At 71.5% G+C, this 20,749-nt stretch carries 16 protein-coding genes; 8 read left to right on the top strand and 8 right to left on the bottom strand.

Annotated features, from left to right (window positions below; all coding sequences use genetic code 11):
• Window positions 1–128: 128 nt before the first annotated feature.
• Together ACFVWY_RS25815 and map are read right to left on the bottom strand one after the other, a co-directional pair.
• Window positions 129–794 (bottom strand): heme oxygenase (biliverdin-producing), encoded by a 666-nt coding sequence (locus tag ACFVWY_RS25815; protein WP_389876660.1) that lies wholly within the window; start codon window positions 792–794, stop codon window positions 129–131.
• Window positions 795–1,056: 262 nt separating this feature from the next.
• Window positions 1,057–1,914, bottom strand: coding sequence for a type I methionyl aminopeptidase (gene map / locus ACFVWY_RS25810; RefSeq protein WP_389876658.1), 858 nt, complete (start codon window positions 1,912–1,914; stop codon window positions 1,057–1,059).
• A 58-nt stretch (window positions 1,915–1,972) separates the two neighbouring features.
• On the opposite strand from map, the gene ACFVWY_RS25805 reads away from it, so the two are divergent.
• Window positions 1,973–2,209: a hypothetical protein gene (locus ACFVWY_RS25805; RefSeq protein ID WP_389876657.1), complete on the top strand. Its 237-nt coding sequence runs from the start codon at window positions 1,973–1,975 to the stop codon at window positions 2,207–2,209.
• Between the two features lie 19 nt (window positions 2,210–2,228).
• Here ACFVWY_RS25805 and ACFVWY_RS25800 read toward each other — a convergent pair whose 3' ends face one another.
• Both ACFVWY_RS25800 and ACFVWY_RS25795 read right to left on the bottom strand, forming a co-directional pair.
• Window positions 2,229–3,566, bottom strand: coding sequence for an MFS transporter (locus ACFVWY_RS25800; RefSeq protein ID WP_389876655.1), 1,338 nt, complete (start codon window positions 3,564–3,566; stop codon window positions 2,229–2,231).
• Window positions 3,567–3,630: 64 nt separating this feature from the next.
• On the bottom strand, window positions 3,631–4,236 hold the full coding sequence (locus ACFVWY_RS25795; RefSeq protein ID WP_389876654.1) for a hypothetical protein: 606 nt from the start codon (window positions 4,234–4,236) through the stop codon (window positions 3,631–3,633).
• Between the two features lie 117 nt (window positions 4,237–4,353).
• Between ACFVWY_RS25795 and npdG the strand changes: the two genes are divergently transcribed.
• Together npdG and ACFVWY_RS25785 are read left to right on the top strand one after the other, a co-directional pair.
• Window positions 4,354–5,064, top strand: a complete 711-nt coding sequence (gene npdG / locus ACFVWY_RS25790; RefSeq protein WP_389876653.1) for an NADPH-dependent F420 reductase — start codon at window positions 4,354–4,356, stop codon at window positions 5,062–5,064.
• A 130-nt stretch (window positions 5,065–5,194) separates the two neighbouring features.
• Window positions 5,195–5,368, top strand: a complete 174-nt coding sequence (locus ACFVWY_RS25785) for a hypothetical protein (RefSeq protein ID WP_389876651.1) — start codon at window positions 5,195–5,197, stop codon at window positions 5,366–5,368.
• A gap of 61 nt (window positions 5,369–5,429) precedes the next feature.
• On the opposite strand, the gene ACFVWY_RS25780 is transcribed toward ACFVWY_RS25785, so the two are convergent.
• On the bottom strand, window positions 5,430–6,236 hold the full coding sequence (locus ACFVWY_RS25780) for a site-2 protease family protein (protein ID WP_389876649.1): 807 nt from the start codon (window positions 6,234–6,236) through the stop codon (window positions 5,430–5,432).
• A 245-nt stretch (window positions 6,237–6,481) separates the two neighbouring features.
• Between ACFVWY_RS25780 and ACFVWY_RS25775 the strand changes: the two genes are divergently transcribed.
• Complete coding sequence (locus ACFVWY_RS25775; protein WP_389876648.1) at window positions 6,482–9,790, top strand: BTAD domain-containing putative transcriptional regulator; 3,309 nt, start codon at window positions 6,482–6,484, stop codon at window positions 9,788–9,790.
• A gap of 34 nt (window positions 9,791–9,824) precedes the next feature.
• Here ACFVWY_RS25775 and ACFVWY_RS25770 read toward each other — a convergent pair whose 3' ends face one another.
• The 3 genes from ACFVWY_RS25770 to panB form a co-directional block, all read right to left on the bottom strand.
• Entirely contained in the window at window positions 9,825–10,679 is an 855-nt protein-coding gene (locus ACFVWY_RS25770; protein ID WP_389876646.1) for an ABC transporter permease, read from the bottom strand.
• Window positions 10,676–11,698 carry an ATP-binding cassette domain-containing protein gene (locus ACFVWY_RS25765; RefSeq protein WP_389876725.1) on the bottom strand — a complete coding sequence of 341 codons (1,023 nt, stop codon included), beginning with the start codon at window positions 11,696–11,698 and terminating at the stop codon, window positions 10,676–10,678. The genes ACFVWY_RS25770 and ACFVWY_RS25765 overlap by 4 nt, the downstream gene beginning before the upstream one ends.
• Window positions 11,699–11,865: 167 nt before the next feature.
• The gene (panB, locus tag ACFVWY_RS25760) at window positions 11,866–12,753 is read right to left on the bottom strand and encodes a 3-methyl-2-oxobutanoate hydroxymethyltransferase (protein ID WP_389876645.1); all 888 of its coding nucleotides are present in this window, start codon (window positions 12,751–12,753) and stop codon (window positions 11,866–11,868) included.
• Window positions 12,754–12,951: 198 nt separating this feature from the next.
• On the opposite strand from panB, the gene ACFVWY_RS25755 reads away from it, so the two are divergent.
• The 4 genes from ACFVWY_RS25755 (at window position 12,952) to ACFVWY_RS25740 (ending at window position 20,711) form a co-directional block, all read left to right on the top strand.
• Window positions 12,952–14,580, top strand: a complete 1,629-nt coding sequence (locus ACFVWY_RS25755; protein WP_389876644.1) for an MFS transporter — start codon at window positions 12,952–12,954, stop codon at window positions 14,578–14,580.
• Between the two features lie 61 nt (window positions 14,581–14,641).
• Window positions 14,642–15,265, top strand: coding sequence for a TetR/AcrR family transcriptional regulator (locus tag ACFVWY_RS25750; RefSeq protein WP_389876724.1), 624 nt, complete (start codon window positions 14,642–14,644; stop codon window positions 15,263–15,265).
• A gap of 202 nt (window positions 15,266–15,467) precedes the next feature.
• Window positions 15,468–16,502, top strand: coding sequence for an endonuclease/exonuclease/phosphatase family protein (locus tag ACFVWY_RS25745; protein ID WP_389876642.1), 1,035 nt, complete (start codon window positions 15,468–15,470; stop codon window positions 16,500–16,502).
• Between the two features lie 567 nt (window positions 16,503–17,069).
• Complete coding sequence (locus tag ACFVWY_RS25740) at window positions 17,070–20,711, top strand: LamG-like jellyroll fold domain-containing protein (RefSeq protein WP_389876722.1); 3,642 nt, start codon at window positions 17,070–17,072, stop codon at window positions 20,709–20,711.
• Window positions 20,712–20,749: the final 38 nt, after the last annotated feature.

Genomic DNA, 20,749 nt, shown 5'->3' with positions numbered 1-20,749 from the left:
TTGGGGGGGGGGTGGGGGGGGGGGGGGTGCCGCCCCCCCCCCTCCAAGCCCCCCTATGTGTGACTGGGGGGCGCACCCTTATCATCGGCCCCCCCCCGCCCCACCCCGCCCCGTCCGGACGCACGGTCCTACGCGCTGAGCGGGAACTCCTGGCCCAGTGCCCGGAACACCGCGGTGTTCAGCGCGAACGCGCGCCTGCACTCCTCGACGATCCGCTGCTTCTCCAGGTCGTCCGCCTCCACCGCGTTCAGCAGCTCGCGGTAGTCCCGCTTGAAGGAGGCGGGGTTGGATATGTCCTCGAAGACGTAGAACCGCACCCCGTCGCCCTTGCGGGCGAAGCCCCAGGCCCGCTCCGCCCGGTCACGGATGATCTGGCCACCGGAGAGGTCGCCGAGGTAGCGGGTGTAGTGGTGCGCGACGTATCCGGCGGGCCAGGTGCGCGCACACTCCGAGACCCGGGCGGCGTACGCGGCCGTGGCGGGCAGCGGCTCCAGTCCCTCGCGCCAGTCCGCCCCTCGCAAGTGGGCCAGATCGCGCTCCAGCTCGGCGGTGCGCATCAGCTCGGGGCGGATGAAGGGTCCGGCGACCGGGTCGTCCGCCAGGTCCCGCGCCCCCTCCTCCAGCGCCCGGTACACGAACCACAGCTGCTCGGTGTAGCGGGTGTACGCGTCGACTCCGAGCCGCCCGCCCAGCAGGTCGCCCATGAACGCCGAGGACTCCGCCTCGGTGTGCTGCTGGTGCGACGCGGTGCGGATGAGCGTCGAGAAGGGAGTGGCGTCGGCGGTTGCGTCCAAGGCGGGCCTCCGGGGCAGAGGGGGACGTACTTCCAGGAGAAGTACGTCCGGGAAAAGACGGATAAAGCGCCAGCTCCCGCCCGTCGTGACGGAGGCTGTCGACACCCCCGATCCTGCTACTTAGGCTTACCTAAGTCAACAGCTTGCCGACGGACTGTCGGTAAAATTACCGACAGTCCGTCGGCAAGAACGCACCGCGCACACGCGAAAGCGGCCGCCCGGAGGACGGCCGCTGCTGCGGGAAAGCCGGTGGGGTGCGGGATTACGGGAGCGTCAGGATCTCGGCACCCGTCTCGGTCACCACCAGGGTGTGCTCGAACTGTGCCGTGCGCTTGCGGTCCTTGGTCACCACGGTCCAGCCGTCGTCCCACATGTCGTAGTCGTGGCTGCCCAGCGTGAGCATCGGTTCGATGGTGAACGTCATCCCGGGCTTCATCACGGTGGTCGCCTGCGGGCTGTCGTAGTGCGGGATGATCAGGCCGGAGTGGAACGAGGAATTGATCCCGTGCCCGGTGAAGTCCCGCACCACGCCGTAGCCGAAGCGCTTGGCGTACGACTCGATGACCCGCCCGATGACGTTGATCTGGCGGCCCGGCCGGACCGCCTTGATCGCCCGGTTCAGTGACTCCTCGGTGCGCTCCACGAGCAGCCGGGACTCCTCGTCCACCTCGCCGCAGAGGTAGGTGGCGTTGTTGTCGCCGTGCACGCCGTTGATGTACGCCGTCACGTCGAGGTTCACGATGTCGCCGTCGCGCAGCACCGTGGAGTCCGGGATGCCGTGGCAGATCACCTCGTTGAGTGAGGTGCACAGCGACTTGGGGAAGCCCCGGTAGCCGAGGGTCGAGGGGTACGCGCCGTGGTCGCACATGAACTCATGGGCGACCCGGTCGAGTTCGTCCGTGGTGACGCCCGGGGCGATGTGCTTCGCGGCCTCCGCCATCGCCTGCGCGGCGATCCGTCCGGCGATCCGCATGCGCTCGACGGTGTCGGCGTCCTGGACCTCGGGGCCGGTGTACGGGGTGGGGGCCGGCTTGCCCACGTATTCGGGGCGCCGGATCTTTCCGGGCACGGTGCGGATGGGAGTGATCTCCCCGGGTGCGAGCAGCGACTGGCCAGACATGTCAGCGAGTCTAACCAGCGCGCTTGGGGCAGCATGGCCCCGAGGGAAGGAGCCGCTGATGGCCCTGTTCAAGAAGCGCACGGCCGGAAAGCCGGGCGAGTGGTACTACTGCCTGGAGCACCACAAGGTCGAGGAGGGCCCCGAGTGCCCGGCCAAGGACCGTTTCGGACCGTACACCTCCCGCGAGGAGGCCCAGCACGCCATGGACACCGCCAGGGAACGCAACCTGGAGTGGGAGAACGACCCCAAGTGGCACGACCGGGACGGGGACACCCCGCCCGGCCGGGAGGCGTGAGCGGCGGGGCCCGCGCCGCTCACGCCTCGGAAAGACCGGCCTCCGGGGCCGCCCCGGCGGTCCCGGTCGCCCCGGCCCCCTTGGCCCGGCGCCTGCGCAGCGCGTCCTCGTCGGTCTCGGAGTCGTAGGTGAGCAGCCTGGGGAGCAGGGCGGAGAGCAGCGCGACCGAGGCCACACAGGCCACGCCGCCGCTCCAGACCGCCGCCCTGGTCCCCGTCCAGCCCGCCATCGCACCGGCCCGCACCTGACCCAGCTGCGGGCCGACGCTGTACGAGAGCACCTCGATGCCCGCCAGCCGTCCCCGCAGCTCCTCCGGGATGGTCTGGTTCCAGATCGTGGACCGGCCGAGGCCGCTGAGCATGTCGCCCGCGCCCGCCACCGCCAGGCAGACCAGCACCAGCCAGACGTTGCCGAACCATCCGGCCCCGGCGATCGCCAGCCCCCAGACGGCGGCCCCGAACACCACGAACAGCCCGTGCCGCCGCACCCGTGAGGTCCAGCCGCTGGTCAGGCCCAGCACCAGTGACCCGATCGAGTCCGCGGCGTACATCAGGCCCAGCGACCAGTCGGCGTTCAGCTCGTCCGCGAGGAACGGGAAGATCGCGTTGGGGAAGGCGAAGAACATCGCCGCCATGTCGACCGCGTACGTCCCCAGCAGCACCGGCCGGCTCCAGGCGTACCGCGCGCCCTCCACGATGCCGCGCAGCGACGGCCTCGCGCTGTCCTGGGCGGGCGGGGCGGGTGTCAGGCGCAGGCACAGCACCACGGAGGCGGCGAAGGTGGCCACCGTGACCGTGTACGCCGTGGCGTGACCGGCGTAGGCGACCACCAGCCCCGCCACCGCCGGGCCGGTGATCGCGCCGAACTGCCAGCGCAGCGAGTTCAGCGCGGCGGCCGCGGTCAGCTGTTCGTGCGGCACGATCCGGGCCATCAGGGAGTCCAGCGCGGGCCGCTGGAGCCCGGCGAGCGCGGAGACCCCGGCCGCGACCACGTAGAGCGGCCAGAGCAGCGGGGTGGGCAGCGCCGCGTTGACCAGGAGGATCAGGGCGAGCAGTCCCAGCCCCGCCTCCGTGCCCAGGATCACCTTGCGGCGGTCCACCGCGTCCGCGAGCGCCCCGCCGTACAGGCCGAAGACCACCAGCGGCACCAGCTCGACCGCGCCCATCGCGCCGACGGCCAGCGGGGAACCCGTCAGCTCCTTGATCTGGAGCGGCAGCGCGATCATCGCCATGAAGCTGCCGAAGTACGTCACCAGGCCCTGCACCCACAGCAGCCGGAAGTCGGCGGAGGAACGCAGGGGCGAGAGGTCGGGCAGCAACGCGGCCAGGCGGGAGGCCGGGGACGGAGCGGAAGTCACGGAGGGCCATGCTCCGAGTCCGCCGCTGCCGCCGCAACGGGTTTTCCCGCGACGGCCCCGGCCCTCACCAGCGGGCGGGCGGCGGCGCCGTCAGCTGGTCGGCGAGCCGGGACAGCCGGTCCCGGAAGCCGCCGCGGCGCCCGCGCGGCGCGGGGGCGCTGTTCTCCCCGGCCGCCGCGCTCACCAGATGCTGCACGGTGTCCAGGTCGACGTCGTCGGCACCGGTCACCGTCAGCGCCTCGTGGGCGAGCCCGAGGACCTCCGGGTCGCCGTCGTTCAGCGAGAGCACCGTGGCCCCGGCACGCCGCGCGTCGTGCACCCGCTCCAGCAGCCCGGCGCCGGGCCGCTCGGGGGCCACCAAGAGCAGCGTCTCGCCCCGCCCGGCCGTCTCGATCCGGCCCAGCCCGACGGCCAGATGCGCCGGTCCGCCCGGTTCCACCCGGTGACGCACCAGGGTGGGGACCAGCTCCGGCAGCCCGGACCAGGCGGACTCGTCGGCCAGATGGGCCGCCAGATGCCACGGTTCGAACTCCTCCGTCCCCACCAGCAGCAGACCGCCGCCGTGCGGCACGACACAGGACCTCAGGACCCCGGCGAACCGGCGGGTCGCGGTGGGCCACTCGGTCCCGGCGAGCACTTCACGGAGCAGGGCGACGCGTACGGCATCCATGGCCAGGCATCATGCCCCAGCGCCCCGCCCCGCACCGGAGAACGGCCCGGCACCAGCCGAACGGGGCACCGGGGTGACGGTGGGTCCGCTCAGGTGGCGGGCAGTAATGTCGGAGCCATGACTGCGAAGAGCAACGACCAAGCGCCCAAGCCGCCCGCCAAGGACCCCTGGGACCTCCCCGACGTCTCCGGGCTGACCGTCGGAGTGCTCGGCGGCACCGGCCCCCAGGGCAGTGGTCTCGCCTACCGGCTCGCCCGTGCCGGGCAGCGCGTGATCATCGGTTCCCGGGCCGCCGACCGCGCGCGCGGTGCCGCCGAGGAGATCGGCCACGGAGTCGAGGGCGCGGACAACGCGGAGTGTGCCCGCCGCAGCGACATCGTGATCGTCGCCGTGCCGTGGGACGGTCACGCCAAAACCCTGGAATCGCTGCGCGAGGAGCTGGCGGGCAAGCTCGTCGTCGACTGTGTCAACCCGCTCGGTTTCGACAAGAAGGGCGCCTACGCGCTGAAGCCCGAGGAGGGCAGCGCCGCCGAGCAGGCCGCCGCCCTGCTGCCGGAGTCCCGGGTCACCGCCGCCTTCCACCACCTCTCCGCGGTGCTGCTCCAGGACGAGTCGATCGAGGAGATCGACACCGATGTGATGGTCCTGGGCGAGGCCCGCGCCGACACCGACACCGTCCAGGCCCTGGCCGGCCGGATTCCCGGCATGCGGGGCGTCTTCGCCGGACGGCTGCGCAACGCGCACCAGGTCGAGTCACTGGTCGCCAACCTCATCTCGGTCAACCGCCGCTACAAGGCGCACGCCGGTCTGCGCACCACCGACGTCTGAGCCGGACCCGCCCCGGCCCCGCCGCCCGGGGCCGCGCCGGGACGCCTTCCGGCGAACCCTCCGGTGATCGGAAAGGGGCATGGGGGACACTGGACGGGACCGAGCACCACCCCCGACAGGAGCCGCTCCCATGCCCCGACTCGCTCTCTACGCCATCGCCGTCTGCGTCCTGGCGGTCGTCGCGGCCGTGATCTCGTTCGTCCAGGGCAGCATGCTCGGGATCGTCTGGGTGCTGCTGGCCGGGCTCTCGTCCAACATGGCGTGGTTCTACCTGCGCAAGGAGCGCGCCCGCACCGCCGGGTGACACACGCGTACCGCCGGGGCGGAGCGCGCGCCCGCCACCGGGCGGAGGGCCACGCCGCCGGTCACGGGCGGGACGAACAGGCCGGGTACGCCGCGTTCGCGTCCTCCCAGAAGCGGTAGGCGGCGCGGCCGCACTCCGTGTCCGCGGCGCGCACGCCGAGCGACTCCAGCAGAGCGCGGACCGCGTCGAAGAACACGTGGTTGATCTCCGGAATCCACAGCACGCCGAACACCGCGATCAGCCCGAACTGCGCGTACGGCGCCACCGCGCGCCGCACCCCGTACGGCAGCCAGGGCTCGATCACCCCGTAGCCGTCCAGACCGGGAACCGGCAGCAGGTTCAGGATCGCCGCGGTGACCTGGAGCAGGGCCAGGAAGGCCAGCGCGTACCGGAACTCCGCGGGCACGCCGCTCAGCGCGTCCAGCCAGAACGGCGCCGTGCACACCAGCGCGAACAGCACATTGGCCAGCGGTCCCGCCACCGAGACCAGGCTGTGCTTCCACCGCCCGTGGATGCGCCCCCGTTCGATGAAGACGGCGCCGCCGGGCAGACCGATGCCGCCCATGATCACGAAGAGCACCGGCAGCACGACGCTGAGCAGGGCGTGCGTGTAGGCGAGCGGATTGAGGCTGAGGTAGCCCTTGGCGGCGACCGAGACGTCCCCGCTGTGCAGCGCGGTCCGGGCGTGCGCGTACTCGTGCAGACAGAGCGAGACCACCCACGCCGCCGTGACGAAGACGAAGACCGCGAGCCCGTACGGACGCCCGGCACCGGCCCACACCGCCCAGCCGGACACCGCCGTCACGGCGGCGATCCCGAGGAAGACCGGGCTGATCCGCCGGCCGCTGCGGGCTGCTGCGGTGGGCATCGGCGACTCCTGGGGGAGGGGCGGACGGGCACGCCGGGCGGGGACCGGACGGCGACCGTACCGCCGACACGCCATAAACGTCTCGCGGCCGGGCGGTGCTTCCGGAAAAGGTGGGGGTATGACGAACACACAGGACGGGTGCGCGGCGTGCACGCCGCGCCTGCCGAAATCGCCCGGACCCTCACGTACGGGGGATCGGTCGGGCGGGTGTGCCCGTACCGGTTCCGGTCACGGAGAATAGTCCGGTGCGCTACTGCATTCTCGGAACGACCCGGGCACTCCACGACGACGGCACGGCCGTCACTCTCGGCGGGGCCCGGCTGCGTGCCCTGCTCACCGTCCTCGCGCTCCGCCCCGGCCGCACCGTGCCCGCCGCCGTCCTCGTCGACGAGGTGTGGGACGGTGAGCCGCCCGCCGACGCGGTGGGGGCGCTCCAGGCACTTGTCGGCCGCCTCCGGCGCGCCGTCGGCCACGAAGCGGTCGCCTCCGCGGACAGCGGCTACCGGCTGGCCGCCGAGCCGGACGCGGTCGACCTGCACCGCTTCGAACGGCTCGCCGGGGAGGGCGCCCGAGCCCTGGAGCAGGGCGACGCCGCGGGGGCCCGGACTCTGCTCGACCAGGCCCTCGCCCTGTGGAACGGCCCGGTCCTGGCCGATCTGCCCGACCGTACCGGTGCCGCGGCCCGCTGGGAGGCCCGTCGCATGGACGCCCGGCGCACCCGGCTGCGCGCCCTCCTCGCGCTCGGCCGCGCCGACGACGCCCTGCCCGAACTGGTCGCCCTGTGCGCCGAGCACCCGATCGACGAGCCCCTCCAGGCGCTGCGGCTGCGGGCTCTGCGTGACGCGGGCCGCACCGCCCAGGCCCTGGCCGCCTACGACGACGTACGCACCGGGCTCGCCGACCGCCTCGGCACCGACCCCGGCCCCGAACTGCGCGCCCTGCACGCCGAACTGCTCCACCAGGACCCCGCGCCCGTACGGGCCCCGGCCCCCGCCCCGGTCCCCGCTCACGTTCCCGTCGTGCCGCAGGGCAACCTCCGGGCCCGGCTCACCAGCTTCGTCGGGCGCGAGGAGGAGATCGAGGCCCTGCGCGAGGACCTGGCGCACACCCGGCTGGTCACGCTCCTGGGCCCCGGCGGCGCGGGCAAGACCCGGCTCTCCCAGGAGGCCGCCGAATCCGTCGCGTCCGCCTGGCCCGACGGCGTCTGGCTGGCCGAACTCGCCCCCGTCGACGACCCCGAGGCCGTCCCGGAGGCCGTACTGAGCGCGCTCGGTGCCCGCGAGACCGTGCTGCGGGGCGCCGGTGCCGGGGAGCTGCGGGCCGCCGAGGGCAGCGCGGGCGACGCCCTGGCCCGCCTCACCGAGCACTGCGCCCGACGCCGCATGCTGCTGCTCCTGGACAACTGCGAGCATCTGATCGGGGCCGCCGCCGCCCTCGCCGACCACCTGCTGGCCCGCTGCCCGCACCTCACCGTGCTCGCCACCAGCCGTGAACCCCTCGGCGTACCCGGTGAGTTCGTCCGCCCCGTCGAGTCGCTGCCGGACCCGATGGCGCTGCGCCTGTTCGCCGATCGCGGCGCCGCGGCCCGGCCCGGCTTCCGCACCGACGGAGACGCGGAGACCGCGGCCGCCGCGACGGAGATCTGCCGCCGCCTCGACGGCATGCCGCTCGCCATCGAACTCGCCGCCGCTCGGCTGAGGATGCTCACCCCGCGCCAGATCGCCGACCGGCTCGACGACCGCTTCCGCCTCCTCACCAGCGGCGCCCGTACCGTACTGCCCCGCCAGCAGACGCTGCGCGCCGTCGTCGACTGGTCCTGGGACCTCCTCGACGGGCCCGAACGCGCCGTGCTGCGCCGCCTCTCGGTCTTCGCGGGCGGCTGCACCCTGACCGCCGCCGAGGCGGTCTGCGCGGACGACCCGGCCCAGGAGCCCGAGATCGCCGCACTGCTCGGCTCGCTCGTCGACAAGTCACTGGTCGTCGCCGCCCCCGCCGAGGACGGCGAGATGCGCTACCGGCTGCTGGAGACCGTCGGCGAATACGCCGCCGAACGGCTCGACGAGGCCGCCGAGCGGGCCCCCGTGGTCCGGCGCCACCAGGTGTTCTTCCGGGAGCTGGCCCGTAACACCGACCCCGAACTGCGCGGCCCCGGACAGCGCGGCGCGATCGCGCTCCTCCAGCGCGAGTACGAGAACATCCGCACCGCGCTGCGCCACGCCGTCGCCACCGGCGACGAGCAGGAGGCGCTCAGCATGGTGCTCTCGCTCTGCTGGTACTGGCAGATGCGCGATCTGCGCACCGAGGCCCTCCAGTGGGCCGACGCGGTCGCCGCGCTGGGCCCCGATCCCTTCGCCGGACCCGCCGAACGCGCCCCCTCCCTCACCGAACGCTGCATCGACGCCCCGCCGCCGATGCGGCCCGAACTCCTCCAGGAGGCCCGGCGCCAGATCGCCATGCTCCGGCTGATCAGCATGGACCACGCCATGGAGCGGTGGACCGACGAGAAGGGCATGGCCCGGCTGAGGGTCATCGCGGACACCTACCACCCCGGCCAGCCGCAGACCTGCCGCGGCCCGGCCTCGCTCTGGTTCTTCGCGGTCATGCTCGTCGGTGAGACGGGCAAGCTGCGTGAACTGCTGGACGCCTGGGTCGACGCCTGCCGGGCGTACGCGTACGAGTGGGAGCTCGCCGCGGCCCTCCAGATGCGGGCCAACGTCCTGGCCAACCGGCCCGAATGGTCCGGCGAGGCCCGGGGCGACGCCGACGAGAGCCTGGCGATCTTCAGCCGCGTCGGCGACGACTGGGGCGCGGCCGAGGCGCTCTCGGCGCGCGGCGAGGCCAACGAGCGCAACGGCGCCTACGCCAGCGCCGCCGAGGACTACACGGCCGCCGTCGACTACGCCGAACGACTGGGCGCCCAGACCCAGGTGGCCGTGCTGCGCACCCGGTACGCCGCCGTGGTCACCGAGATGGGCCGCGGCGCCGAGGGCGAGGCGATCCTGCGCGAGGTGCTGGAGGAGGGGCACGAGACGATGTCCTTCGCCCGGCTCCACCTGGCCATGTGGCTGGGCCGCAGCGGGCGCACCGACGACGCGCGCGAGCAACTGGCCACGCTGAAACGGGAGATCCACACCGAGACCATGGCCCTCATCGAAGGGATCGTGATCGGGGTGTCGGCCTGGCTGGACAACCAGGACGGCCGGTACGCGGCCGCCCTGCCCTGCGCCCTGACCGCGCTGGAACGGTCGGGTGACCACCTGTCGCAGGTGATGGCCCCCCAGATGGCCGCCATCCACCTGGTGACCCTGGCCCGCGCGCTGGCCGGTCTCGGCGGCGAGGGCCGTGCGGTGACGGCGGCCCGGCTGCTGGGCGCCGGTGAGGAACTGCTGCCCCGGGGCCACGTGCCGACGTCGATGGAGCGGCAGGACCGGGAGCGGGCGGAGGCGCTGGCCCTCGCCGTGCTCGGCCCGGACGCCTACGCGCGCGCGTACGCCGAGGGCGGCGGCCTCTCCCTGGAGGAGGCCACCGCCCTGGCGGAGCCGTACCGGCACTGAACCGCGGGCCGGGCCCCGCGGGCACGCCCGGACGTCAGGACTTCTTGCGGAACTTGGAGACCGCCAGCGGCGCGATCACCGCGGTGAGCACCACGGTCCAGCCGAGCGTCACCAGGACCGAGTGGGCGACCGGGCCGCCCATCATCAGCCCGCGCGCCGCGTCGGCCAGATTGGAGAGCGGGTTGTACTCGGTGAACCCCCGCAGCCAGCCCGGCATCGTCTGCGTCGGGGCGAAGATCGAGGAACCGAACTGCAGCGGCATCAGCACCAGCATCCCCATGCCCTGAACGGCCTGGGACGTCTTCAGGGTCAGCCCGAGCAGGATGAAGATCCACATGATGGCGGCGCCGAAGGCGGCCGACAGCGCGATCGCCCCGATCAGCCCGAGCACCGACTGCTGGAGCTCCATTCCGAGGGCGAAGCCCATGGCCAGCAGGATCAGCGTGGCGACCATCATCCGGCCCAGCTCGACCACGATCTTCGCGATGAGCACCGAGGAGCGGGCTATCGGCATCGTCCGGAACCGGTCCATGACGCCCTTGCGGAAGTCGTCGTTGACCCCGGTGCCGACCGCCATGGCGATGTTCATGCCCATCATCGCCATCAGGCCGGGGATCAGGTAGTTCAGATACTCCTGACGGCCGCCGCCCATGCTGCTGCCGACCGAGCCGCCGAAGACGTACACGAACAGCAGCGTGAAGATGACGGGCATCAGGAGCGCGTCGAACATCGACTCCGGATCCTTCTTGATCTGGAGCAGATTGCGCCGCACCAGCGCTCCGATGTGGCGCAGGTTGTTCCGCAGCCCGATCCGGCCCTCGTCCCGGGCCTCCTTCGGCCGGGCGGAACCGGTGGACGCGGGCGTCGGGGTCAGAGTCGTCGTGCTCATGCCGCGACCTCCTCGGGGATCGTGTCGGCGGCGGAAGACGACTTCTCGCCGGTGATGGCCAGGAACACCTCGTCCAGGCTGGGCAGCGCGGTGGCGACGTGCGCCAGCTTGAAGCCCCGGGTGCCGAGCAGCCCGATGACGGCGGTCAGCTGTTCGTCGCTGAGGATCGGTACGTACAGCAGCCCCTCGTCCGGGACGGCCTGCGCGCCCGCGACCCCGTCGAGCGACGCCTCCCGGATCGCCTGCGCCATCGCGGGCAGCTGCGCCGGGTCCGAGGGACGGATCTGGAGGGTGCGTCCGCCGACCTTCGCCTTCAGCTCGTCGACCCCGCCGCGGGCGATGATCCGGCCCTGGTCGATGACCGTCAGCTCGTTGGCGAGCTGCTCGGCCTCCTCCATGTACTGCGTGGTCAGCAGCACGGTCGCCCCCTCCGCGACCATCCGCTGCACCTCGTCCCAGACCTCGTTGCGGGTCCGGGGGTCCAGTCCGGTCGTCGGCTCGTCCAGATAGAGGACGGCCGGGTTGCCGATCATCGAGGCGGCCAGGTCGAGCCGACGCCGCATGCCGCCGGAGTAGTCCATGGCGGCCTTCTTCGCCGCGTCGGTGAGCGAGAAGCGTTCCAGCAGCTCATCGGCGCGGGTCCGCGCGTTCTTGCGGGACAGATCGAGCAGCCGCCCGATCATGTAGAGGTTCTCCCAGCCGGAGAGCTTCTCGTCGACCGAGGCGTACTGCCCGGTCAGACCGATGGTCCGGCGCAGCTGCCGGGGCTGCTTCACCACGTCGTAGCCCGCCACGACGGCATGCCCGGCGTCGGGAACGATCAGCGTGGACAGGCAGCGCACGAGCGTGGTCTTGCCCGCTCCGTTGGGACCGAGGACACCGAGCACGGTGCCTTCCCGGACGTCGAGGTCCACACCGTCCAGAGCTTTGGTCGAGCCGTAGTGCTTGACCAGACCCCGGACCTCCACGGCGTTCGCGCCGCTCCTGGGATTCTTGTCGATTCGCGTCATGCCGACCATCAGACCAGCCGCCACCGACAGCTCACCGACAGCGGGCCGACAGCCCGCCGATGGGGGATGTCGGCGGGCTGCCGGTGGTGCTGGCAGTGGTCCTTACGGGCCCGGCGGGGCCCTGGGGCCGTCCGGCACGCGGCTGCGGCACGCGCACACGTGGGACGGACGCCCTCCTAGTGGAAGGTGTGCTCCGCGGCCGGGAACGCGCCGCCCACGACCTCCTCGGCGAACTCCTTCGCCGCGTCGCCCAGCACCTTGCGCAGGTTCGCGTACTGCTTGGTGAAGCGCGGCACCTTGCCGCCGGTCAGCCCGACCATGTCGGTGTAGACCAGTACCTGAGCGTCCGTGTCCGCGCCCGCGCCGATGCCCACGGTCGGGATGTGCAGGGTGCGGGTGACCTCGGCGGCCAGCTCGGCCGGTACGAGCTCCAGCACGACGGCGAACGCGCCCGCGTCCTGCACCGCCTTCGCGTCCCGCAGCATCTGCTGGGCGGCCTCCTCGCCGCGGCCCTGCACCCGGTAGCCCATCGCGTTGACGGACTGCGGGGTCAGGCCGATGTGGGCCATCACCGGGATGCCCGCCTCCACCAGCAGCCGGATCTGCTCGTGGCTGCGTTCACCGCCCTCCAGCTTGACCGCGCCGACGCCGGACTCCTTGATCAGCCGGGTGGCGTTGCGCAGGGCCTGGACGGGGCCCTCCTGGTACGAGCCGAAGGGCAGGTCCGCGACGATCAGGGCACGCCGGGTGCCCCGGACCACCGCGGCCGAGAGGATCGCGATCTCGTCCATCGTGACCGGCACGGTGGTCTCGTAACCGAGATGGCAGTTGCCCATGGAGTCGCCGACGAGCATGACCGGGATCCCGGCCTCGTCGAAGACGGACGCGGTCATCGCGTCGTAGGCGGTGAGCATCGGCCACTTCTCGCCGCGCGCGGTGGCGGCGGTGATGTCGTGGACGGAGAGGCGGCGGGTGCTCTTGCCGCCGTACAGCGCCTTGCTGCTGTCGGCGGGGGCTCCCGCGGGAGTGGGTACGGACTGGTTCTGCGCAGCCTGAAGCGACATGGCCAACGGCTCCTTCGTCATCTCGAGGCGCCCTGACGGCGTCCCCGGACCGGTTCCATGGTGGCATCCCCCTGCGGTCCTGGGGAAGTGGGTCCGCACGGGCGGGCCTGCGAAGGCGCCGGAGCGGCGTTCCGGGCCACCGGGTCAGGACTTTCCAATACGAGACGGTCTCGTATCGAAATCGGCTAGGCTCCTGTCATGTCGATACCGTCAGGTGCCCGCGCCGCCGCGCCCGGGATCCCCGAGGCGATCCACCGCCGCCGCTGGGTGATCCTCGTCGTCCTGATGTTCAGCCTGCTCATCGTCGTGCTGGACAACTCGATCCTGAACGTCGCGGTCAAGACCATCGCCAGCCCCGCCCCCACGGGCCTCGGCGCCACCCAGAGCCAGCTGGAGTGGGCGATCAACGCCTACACGCTGGTCTTCGCGGGGCTCCTGTTCACCGCGGGCCTGCTCGGTGACCGCATCGGCCGCAAGAAGGTGCTGCTCTTCGGCATCCTGCTGTTCGGCACCGGCTCCGCGCTGGCCGCCCTGTCCGGCTCGCCCGCCCAGCTGATCACCTGGCGCGCCCTGATGGGGTTCGGCGCCGCGTTCGTGATGCCCGCCACCCTCGCCGTCCTGATGAACGTCTTCGAGCGTGAGGAGCAGCCCCGGGCCATCGGCATATGGGCGGGCAGCGTCGGGGTGGCCATCGCGATCGGCCCGATCACCGGCGGGGTGCTGCTCGAACACTTCTGGTGGGGTTCGATCTTCCTGGTCAACGTGCCCGTGGTGATCGTGGCGCTGATCGCGATGATGCTGCTGGTGCCGGAGTCCAAGGACCCGAGCCCCGGCCGGATCGACCCGCTCGGCGTAGTGCTGTCCATCGTCGGCCTGGTGCTGCTGGTGTACGGCATCATCCGCGGCGGCCAGCTCGCCGACTTCACCGACCCGGTGGTTCTGGCGTCGAGCATCGGCGGCCTGCTCGTGCTCGCCGGGTTCGTCTGGCACGAGAAGCGCAGCAGCCACCCCGCCATCGACATCGGGTACTTCAAGGAGCCGTCGTTCGCCGCGGCCGTCGCCGCGATAGCGCTCGTCTTCTTCGCGCTGATGGGCGTGACCTTCTTCTCCGCCTTCTACATGCAGAGCGTGCGCGGCTGGAGCGCGCTGCAGTCCGGACTGATGCTGCTGCCGCTGGCCGCCACCCAGATGATCTTCGCTCCCCGGGCGCGGCTGCTCGTCGACCGCTTCGGAGCCCGCGCCACCTGCACCGCGGGCATGCTGCTGGTCGCGGCCGGGCTGGCGTCGTTCGCGCTGTTCGACGACACCACACCGGTCTGGGTGATCTGCCTGCTCTTCTTCGTCCAGGGCACGGGCATGGCCCATGTGATGACCCCGGTCACCGTCTCGGTGATGCAGGCGCTGCCCCGCGAGAAGGCCGGTTCCGGTTCGGCCGTCAACAACACCTTCCGGCAGGTCGGCGGAGCGCTCGGGGTCGCCGTGCTCGGCTCGGTGCTCTCCACCGTCTACCGGGGCGGCATCGAGGGGCACCTCGGGGAGGTCCCGGCCGGTGCCCGGGAGGCGGCGGGGGAGTCGATCGAGGCGACCCTCGGCATCGCGGACCGGATGGGCCCGGCGGGCGCGCCGCTGATCGCCTCGGCCCATGACGCGTTCCTGAAGGCCATGCACGTCACCGCCACCGGATCGGCCGCCGTGGCCCTGCTGGGCGCGCTGGTGGTCGCCCTCTTCCTGCCGGGGAAGCCTGCCGCCGCGCCCGGACCGGGGGCGGCGGACGGGGCCGCCGCCCCCGTCGGCGAGAATCGGCCCGGCGGCCGGGCGGTGCGGTGAAAGGCGGAACGACGTGCGGGTACGCGTAGAGAAGCAGGACCGGGACCGTCCGTCCCGGGCGGTGGCGACGGCACAACCGGAAGCGCGACCGGAACCGCGGCGCGGACGCCCCCGCAGCGCGGCCGCCGAGCGGGCCATCCTGGACGCCGTCGCCGGGCTGCTGGAGGCGGGCGAGCCGCTGGGCGGCCTGTCCATCGAGCGGATAGCCCGGACCGCCGGGGTCGGCAAGGCGACGATCTACCGGCGGTGGAGCGGCAAGGAGGAGCTCTTCGTCGACGTCCTGCGTGACATCGAGCCACCGGAACCCGTGGTCTCGGGCACGGACGGCCTCGCCGACCTGCGCCTGCTGCTGGACTCGATCCGCAGGCGCGGCCAGGCCCAGCGCTCCTCGGCCCTGCTGCACAACGTCTTCGCGCAGATGAAGAGCCACCCCAGACTGTGGGCCGAGTACCACCGCAATGTCATCGGCCCCCGCCGGGCCGCCATGCTGGCCGCCGTCCGGCGCGCGGTCGACGCGGGCGAACTCCGCGCGGACCTGGATATCGAGCTCATGGACGACCTGTTCCTCGGCCCCATGCTCGTACGGACCTTCCACCGCCCCGACGCGCCGCTTCCCGAGGACCTCGCCGACCGCATCGTCCGGACCCTGGTGGAAGGACTCGCGCCCCGGGCCGGCCACCGCTGACACGTCCGGACGGAGGTCAAATGGCCTGATTGTGCGGGTTCTGTCACAAGCCCCACCGGAACCCGGACCCATCGGAACCCGCCGGACCCCTCCATTCGTCCTGGTGGCAGTACGGCCGTCGTCGACGGCGGGAAACGCGCCTCCCATCGCCTAGGGTCGAGGGCGCGGCGACACGCACGGCAAAGCAGCAGTGAGGACAGCGATGGTGCAGGCGTACGGAGCGGACACCGGGAACGACCGCACGGAACCGGAACCGGAATCTGCCGGGCCGGGCTCCCGGCTCCGGGACCTGCGCGCAAGGCTGCGCAGCGACCCCGGCATCTGGCGGCGCGGCATCATCCTCGCCTGCTGTTCGGTCCTCCTCACCCTGGTGCTGGCCTTCCACGCCAGGATCCCGAACGCCATCGGCAACCTGGGCAGCCTCTCCGAGACCTTCCTGCCGTGGTTCGGGCTCTTCGTCCCGCTGCTGCTGGTCCTGGGCCTGGTGCGCCGCTCGGCGACCGCCCTGATCGCCCTGCTGCTGCCGGTCGTGGTCTGGTTCAACGCCTTCGGCGGGCTGCTCACCGACAAGTCCGGCAGCGGCGGCGACCTCACCGTCGCCACCCACAACGTCAACGCCGACAACTCCGACCCCGCGGGCACCGCCCGCAAGGTCGCGGCCTCCGGCGCCGACATCATCGCCCTGGCGGAGCTGCCCAGCGGCAAGGTCGCCAGGTACGAGGCGGCCCTCGCCGACCGCTACCAGTACCACTCGGTCCAGGGCACCGTCGGCCTCTGGAGCAAGTACCCCCTGCGCTCCACCCGGCCGGTCGACATCAAGATGGGCTGGACCCGGGCGATGCGCACCACGGTGACCACCCCGAAGGGTGAGATCGCCGTCTACGTGGCCCACCTGCCGTCCGTACGCGTCAAGCTGCACGCCGGGTTCACCGCCAACCAGCGCGACGACAGCGTCGACGCCCTGGGCGAGGCCATCGCCGACGAACGGCTCGACCGGGTGATCGTGCTCGGTGACCTCAACGGCACGATGAACGACCGCGCGCTCAACGGGGTCTCCTCCCAGCTGCGCTCCACCCAGGGCGCCGCGGGCGACGGCTTCGGCTTCAGCTGGCCCGCGTCGTTCCCGATGGCGCGGATCGACCAGATCCTGGTGAGGGACATCGAGCCGGTGTCGTCCTGGACGCTGGAGCGGACCGAAAGTGACCATCTGCCGATCGCCGCACGCGTGGAGCTGTGACGCGGCGGTCCGGACGCGGTGGCCGCGGCTGTCCGCGGAACCGGACCGCGCGGTACGTCACCAGCGGTGCGTCCGCGGTGTGATGCGGGCCGGGCGGATCAGAGCCGCACGGCAGGACAGGCGCCTTTCGCGGCGGATGCGGCACTTTGGCAGGGGTGGTCGGCGTGCGATGCCCCGAGGTGAAGGTGTGACGTGTGTCACCGTCTCCCGTGGTGAGGAGAGGTGACGGACCGGATGCAAACCGATTGGTTCCATTCCGGTTGTCGTGGCTACTTGGCTGCATTGGGGCGCCTTGTCGCGCGATGGCGCCCGGATTGCGCCGGGTGAGTGCCTACGTACGGTGAGTGGCGGGTGGGCTCGCTGAAGCAAGGTCATTTTGGGCATGCGTGCCAATTACCAAGGACCGGGCCCAAGTTGATGGTTCGCCCGGGAACTTTCTCCATTGACGCCGAGAGCCGACCTGCCGTTGACTCCAGCTTCGCTTGTGTCGGTTGTGTGACGCTGGGGTGGGGGCTCGTGGACTTTGATGCAGGTTTTCGAAACGTCCGAAGATGGCGTGTGGGTGGACTGGCGGTGGTTGCCGCGCTGTCGCTGCTTGTTCTGCCGGTGCCGGCAGGGCGTGCGGCTGCTGCGGTGCCGGGTTCCTCTGAGCTGAATGAGGGGGCGCGGGCTCTGGCGGAGGCGCAGGCTTCGGGCAGTCGGGTCGAGGTGGTGGGTGAGCGTTCGGAGCGGTCGACGGTGTTCGCGAATCCGGATGGGTTCACGTTCACGTTGGAGCAGTCGGTGGTTCCGGTGCGGGTGGCGAAGCCGGGTGGTGGGTGGCAGGAGCCGGATGCGGCGTTGGTGCGTCGTGCGGATGGTTCGGTGGGGCCGAGGGCGGCGGCGGTGGGGATGTCGTTCTCGGGTGGGGGTGGTGATCCGCTGGTGGAGATCTCGGACCGGGGGCGGTCGCTGGAGCTGGACTGGCCGGGGGAGCTTCCGGTTCCCCGGATCGAGGGTTCGAGTGCGGTGTATGGGGAGGTGCTGCCGGGTGTGGATCTGATGGTGACGGCGACGGTGGAGAGTTTTCAGCAGGTGCTGGTGGTGAAGTCGCCGGAGGCGGCTGCGGCGCCGGAGCTGAGGAAGCTGTCGTTCGGGCTGGAGGCGAGGGGGCTTGAGGTCCGCAGGGGTGCTGCGGGGAATCTGGTGGCGGTGGACGGTAACGGGCAGACGGTGTTCCGTGCGCCGCCGGCGCGGATGTGGGATTCGGCGGGTGCGGTGGCCGCTGGTCCGTCCGCGTCGCGCAAGGGGGATGGTGCGCGGTCCGGTGCGGAGGGCCCGGGTGTGGCGGGTGAGGGCCCGGGTGTGGCGGGTGAGGGTGGGGAGGTGTCGTCGTCGGGTTCTGGTCTGGAGCCGGGGCAGGGGGACAACGTCTCGCGTATCGATGTGGAGCTCGCGAAGGACGCTCTGGCTGTTGTTCCGGATGCCGGGATGCTGGCGGGTACGGACAAGGCGGCGTTTCCGCTGTTCATCGATCCGACGGTGACGTGGGGGGAGTCGGAGCGGACGCTGCTGCGTTCGGACGGGTATGAGTCCTACGGGTGGGGCAACGATGATGACGGCAAGGGCCGTGGGGTCGGCAAGTGCGGTACGTGGGGCGGGTATTACTGCGGGCCGGGGTATGTGCAGCGGCTGTATTACGAGTTCTCTCCGGCGAACCTGAAGGGCAAGCAGGTGCTGGGCGTGACGTTCCGGGTGACGGAGCCGTGGGCGTTCCAGTGTGATCCGCGGTGGGTGGATCTGGTCCGTACGAACAATATTTCCTCCTCGACGACGTGGGCTTCGCGTCCGAAGGATCTGGATCTGATGGTGGACCGGAACGTGTCGGCGGGGCGGGGGTCGTTGTGTGATCCGGATTCGCCGGACGCGCCGGTCGAGTTCAGGGACAACGCGGATGAGACGAATGAGAACCTGACGCCGACGGTGCGTGATTTCGCGGCGGGGAAGTTCTCGCGGCTGACGCTGATGCTCAAGGCGCATGACGAGGGTGATACCGCGGCGTGGAAGCGGTTCAGGAACGACGCGGTGCTCGCGGTGGACTATGTCGGGCTGCCGGCGAAGCCGTCGGGGATCGGGCTGGTGACGGGTTCGGGCACGGTCTGTGAGACGAAGGAGTCGGATCCGGCGGTGGTGTCGGATCCCACGCCGACGCTGACGTCGACACCGCAGACGGCCTCGGGCGGTGAGGACGAGGCGCAGCTGCGGGTCGCGATGGATGTGGACAAGAAGGCGGCTGACGGAACGTGGTCGGACGCGTTCACCGAGATGGAGCGCCCGAGTACGGGGTATGTCGGTGACAACATGAAGGTTTCGGCGTCGGCGCCGTCTCTTGCCGAGGGTGTTCTGTACCGGTACCGGTCGTGGACGCGTTCGTATTACAACGGGGGGAAGAGCCAGTTGCCGGGGCCGTCGAACGCGTCGACGACCGGCTGGTGTTACTTCAAGGTTGATCCGACGGCTCCGAAGGCGCCGAAGATCGTGTTCGGTACGACGTACACGGAGTGCACCACGAACGCGTGTGTGCCCGCGGGCGGTCCCGGGGTGAAGGACACGTTCACGTTCTCCGCGGCGGCGGGTGACACGAATACGGCGTATCAGTACCGGCTGACGCAGGATGCCGGATGGTCGGCGGAGCGTGCGGGCGCGTCGGTCAGGGAGACGGTCACGCCGTCGAAGTCGGGAACGTTCCGGCTGTATGTGCGGGCGAAGGACTCGGTCGGGCGCTGGGGCGCGCAGAATCTGGTGGACTTCCTTGTCGCGGCGGGTGAGGGGCCGGTGGGCAGGTGGCGTTTCGATGAGGCGGACGGGGTCGCGAAGGATGCTGCCACGGCTGACGGCAGTGATGACGCGGTGCTGGCCGCGGGCGCGGTGCGCGATGACCGCGGGCGCCGCGGGCTGATCACGCATGACGCCTCGGGTGTCCCGCTGGAGACCCCGGTCACGGACCGGGGCCTCGCGCTGGACGGGACCTCCGGGTACGCGGCGACCAGCGGTTCCGTGCTGGAGACCCGGTCCGCGTACACCGTCACGGCCTGGGCGCGGCTGGACCGTACCTCGGGCGTGGGGATCGTTCTCTCGCAGGACGGCGCCCACTATTCACCGTTCATCCTCGATTACTCGCCCACTTCTGGGTGGTTCTTCGGGGTGAAGGAGAAGGACGAGGCCACGGGAACGGCCTATTACGGGATCAAGGCGAGCAGCCCGCCGGTCGTCGGGGCGTGGACGCACCTGGCGGGGACCTACGATCCCGCGACGCAGGAACTGGCTTTGTACGTCAATGGTGTTCCCCAGGGCACCAGGACGGTTGCGGGGTCCTGGCAGTCGTCCGGCGCCCTCCAGATCGGCCGGTACAAGTGGGCTGATATCTACCAGTACTACTTCCCGGGCAGCATCGACGAAGTAGGAGTCTGGCAGCGGGTCCTGACCGCCGAGGAGATCGCGGACGAGGCGCGGCTGCGGATCTCGGACGGCTTCGCGGGCACCGAACTGGTCGCGGAGTGGTCGCCGGAGAAGGGCAGCGCGACCACCGTTCCCGACAGCTCCGGATACGGCGGGAACCTGACCCTGAGCGGCGGCGCCTCGCTGGAGGGCGAGGAACTCGTCCTGAACGGCACGGACGGCGCCGCCACGGTGGCCGCACCGCCGGTCGATGCCACGGGTTCGTTCACGGTGACCACCCTGGTGGCGCTGGACGAGGCGAAGCTGGCCGCGAAACCGGTCGGCTACGTCGGGCAGGTCCTCGGCCAGCGGACCGCCGACGGTTCGGCGTGGGGACTGTGGTTCGAGGTCACGGGCCACAAGACCGTGCTGGACGAGGAGACGCTGGAGGAGCGGCAGGTGCCCGTGGGGTTCTGGCGCTTCGGGCGGCTGAACGCGGACGGCACGTCCACCTCGGTGGTGTCGGACGAGGAGGCGGCTATCGACTCGCCGGTGCGTCTGACGGGCATCTTCGACGCGCAGGACGCGACGGTTTCGCTCCGGGTGGGCTACGTGCTCAACGGTGAGCCGAAGACGTTCACGGCGAAGGCCGGCTCGGGCGAGTTCGCCCTGGGCAAGGGCTTCGAAGGCGGTACGTGGAAGTACTACCTGCCCGGCCGGATCGCCGATGTGCGGATCTGGGCCGGAGCGGTGGCGAGCCAGGAGCAGGCCGAAGTACTGACGGGCGATTAGCGGGACCGGGGGCGGTCACGGGCGACGCCGCGACCGCC

The sequence above is a fragment of the Streptomyces sp. NPDC058195 genome (genome assembly GCF_042883525.1).
Lineage (GTDB): Bacteria > Actinomycetota > Actinomycetes > Streptomycetales > Streptomycetaceae > Streptomyces.
This window is presented reverse-complemented; position numbering and strand designations above follow the sequence as displayed.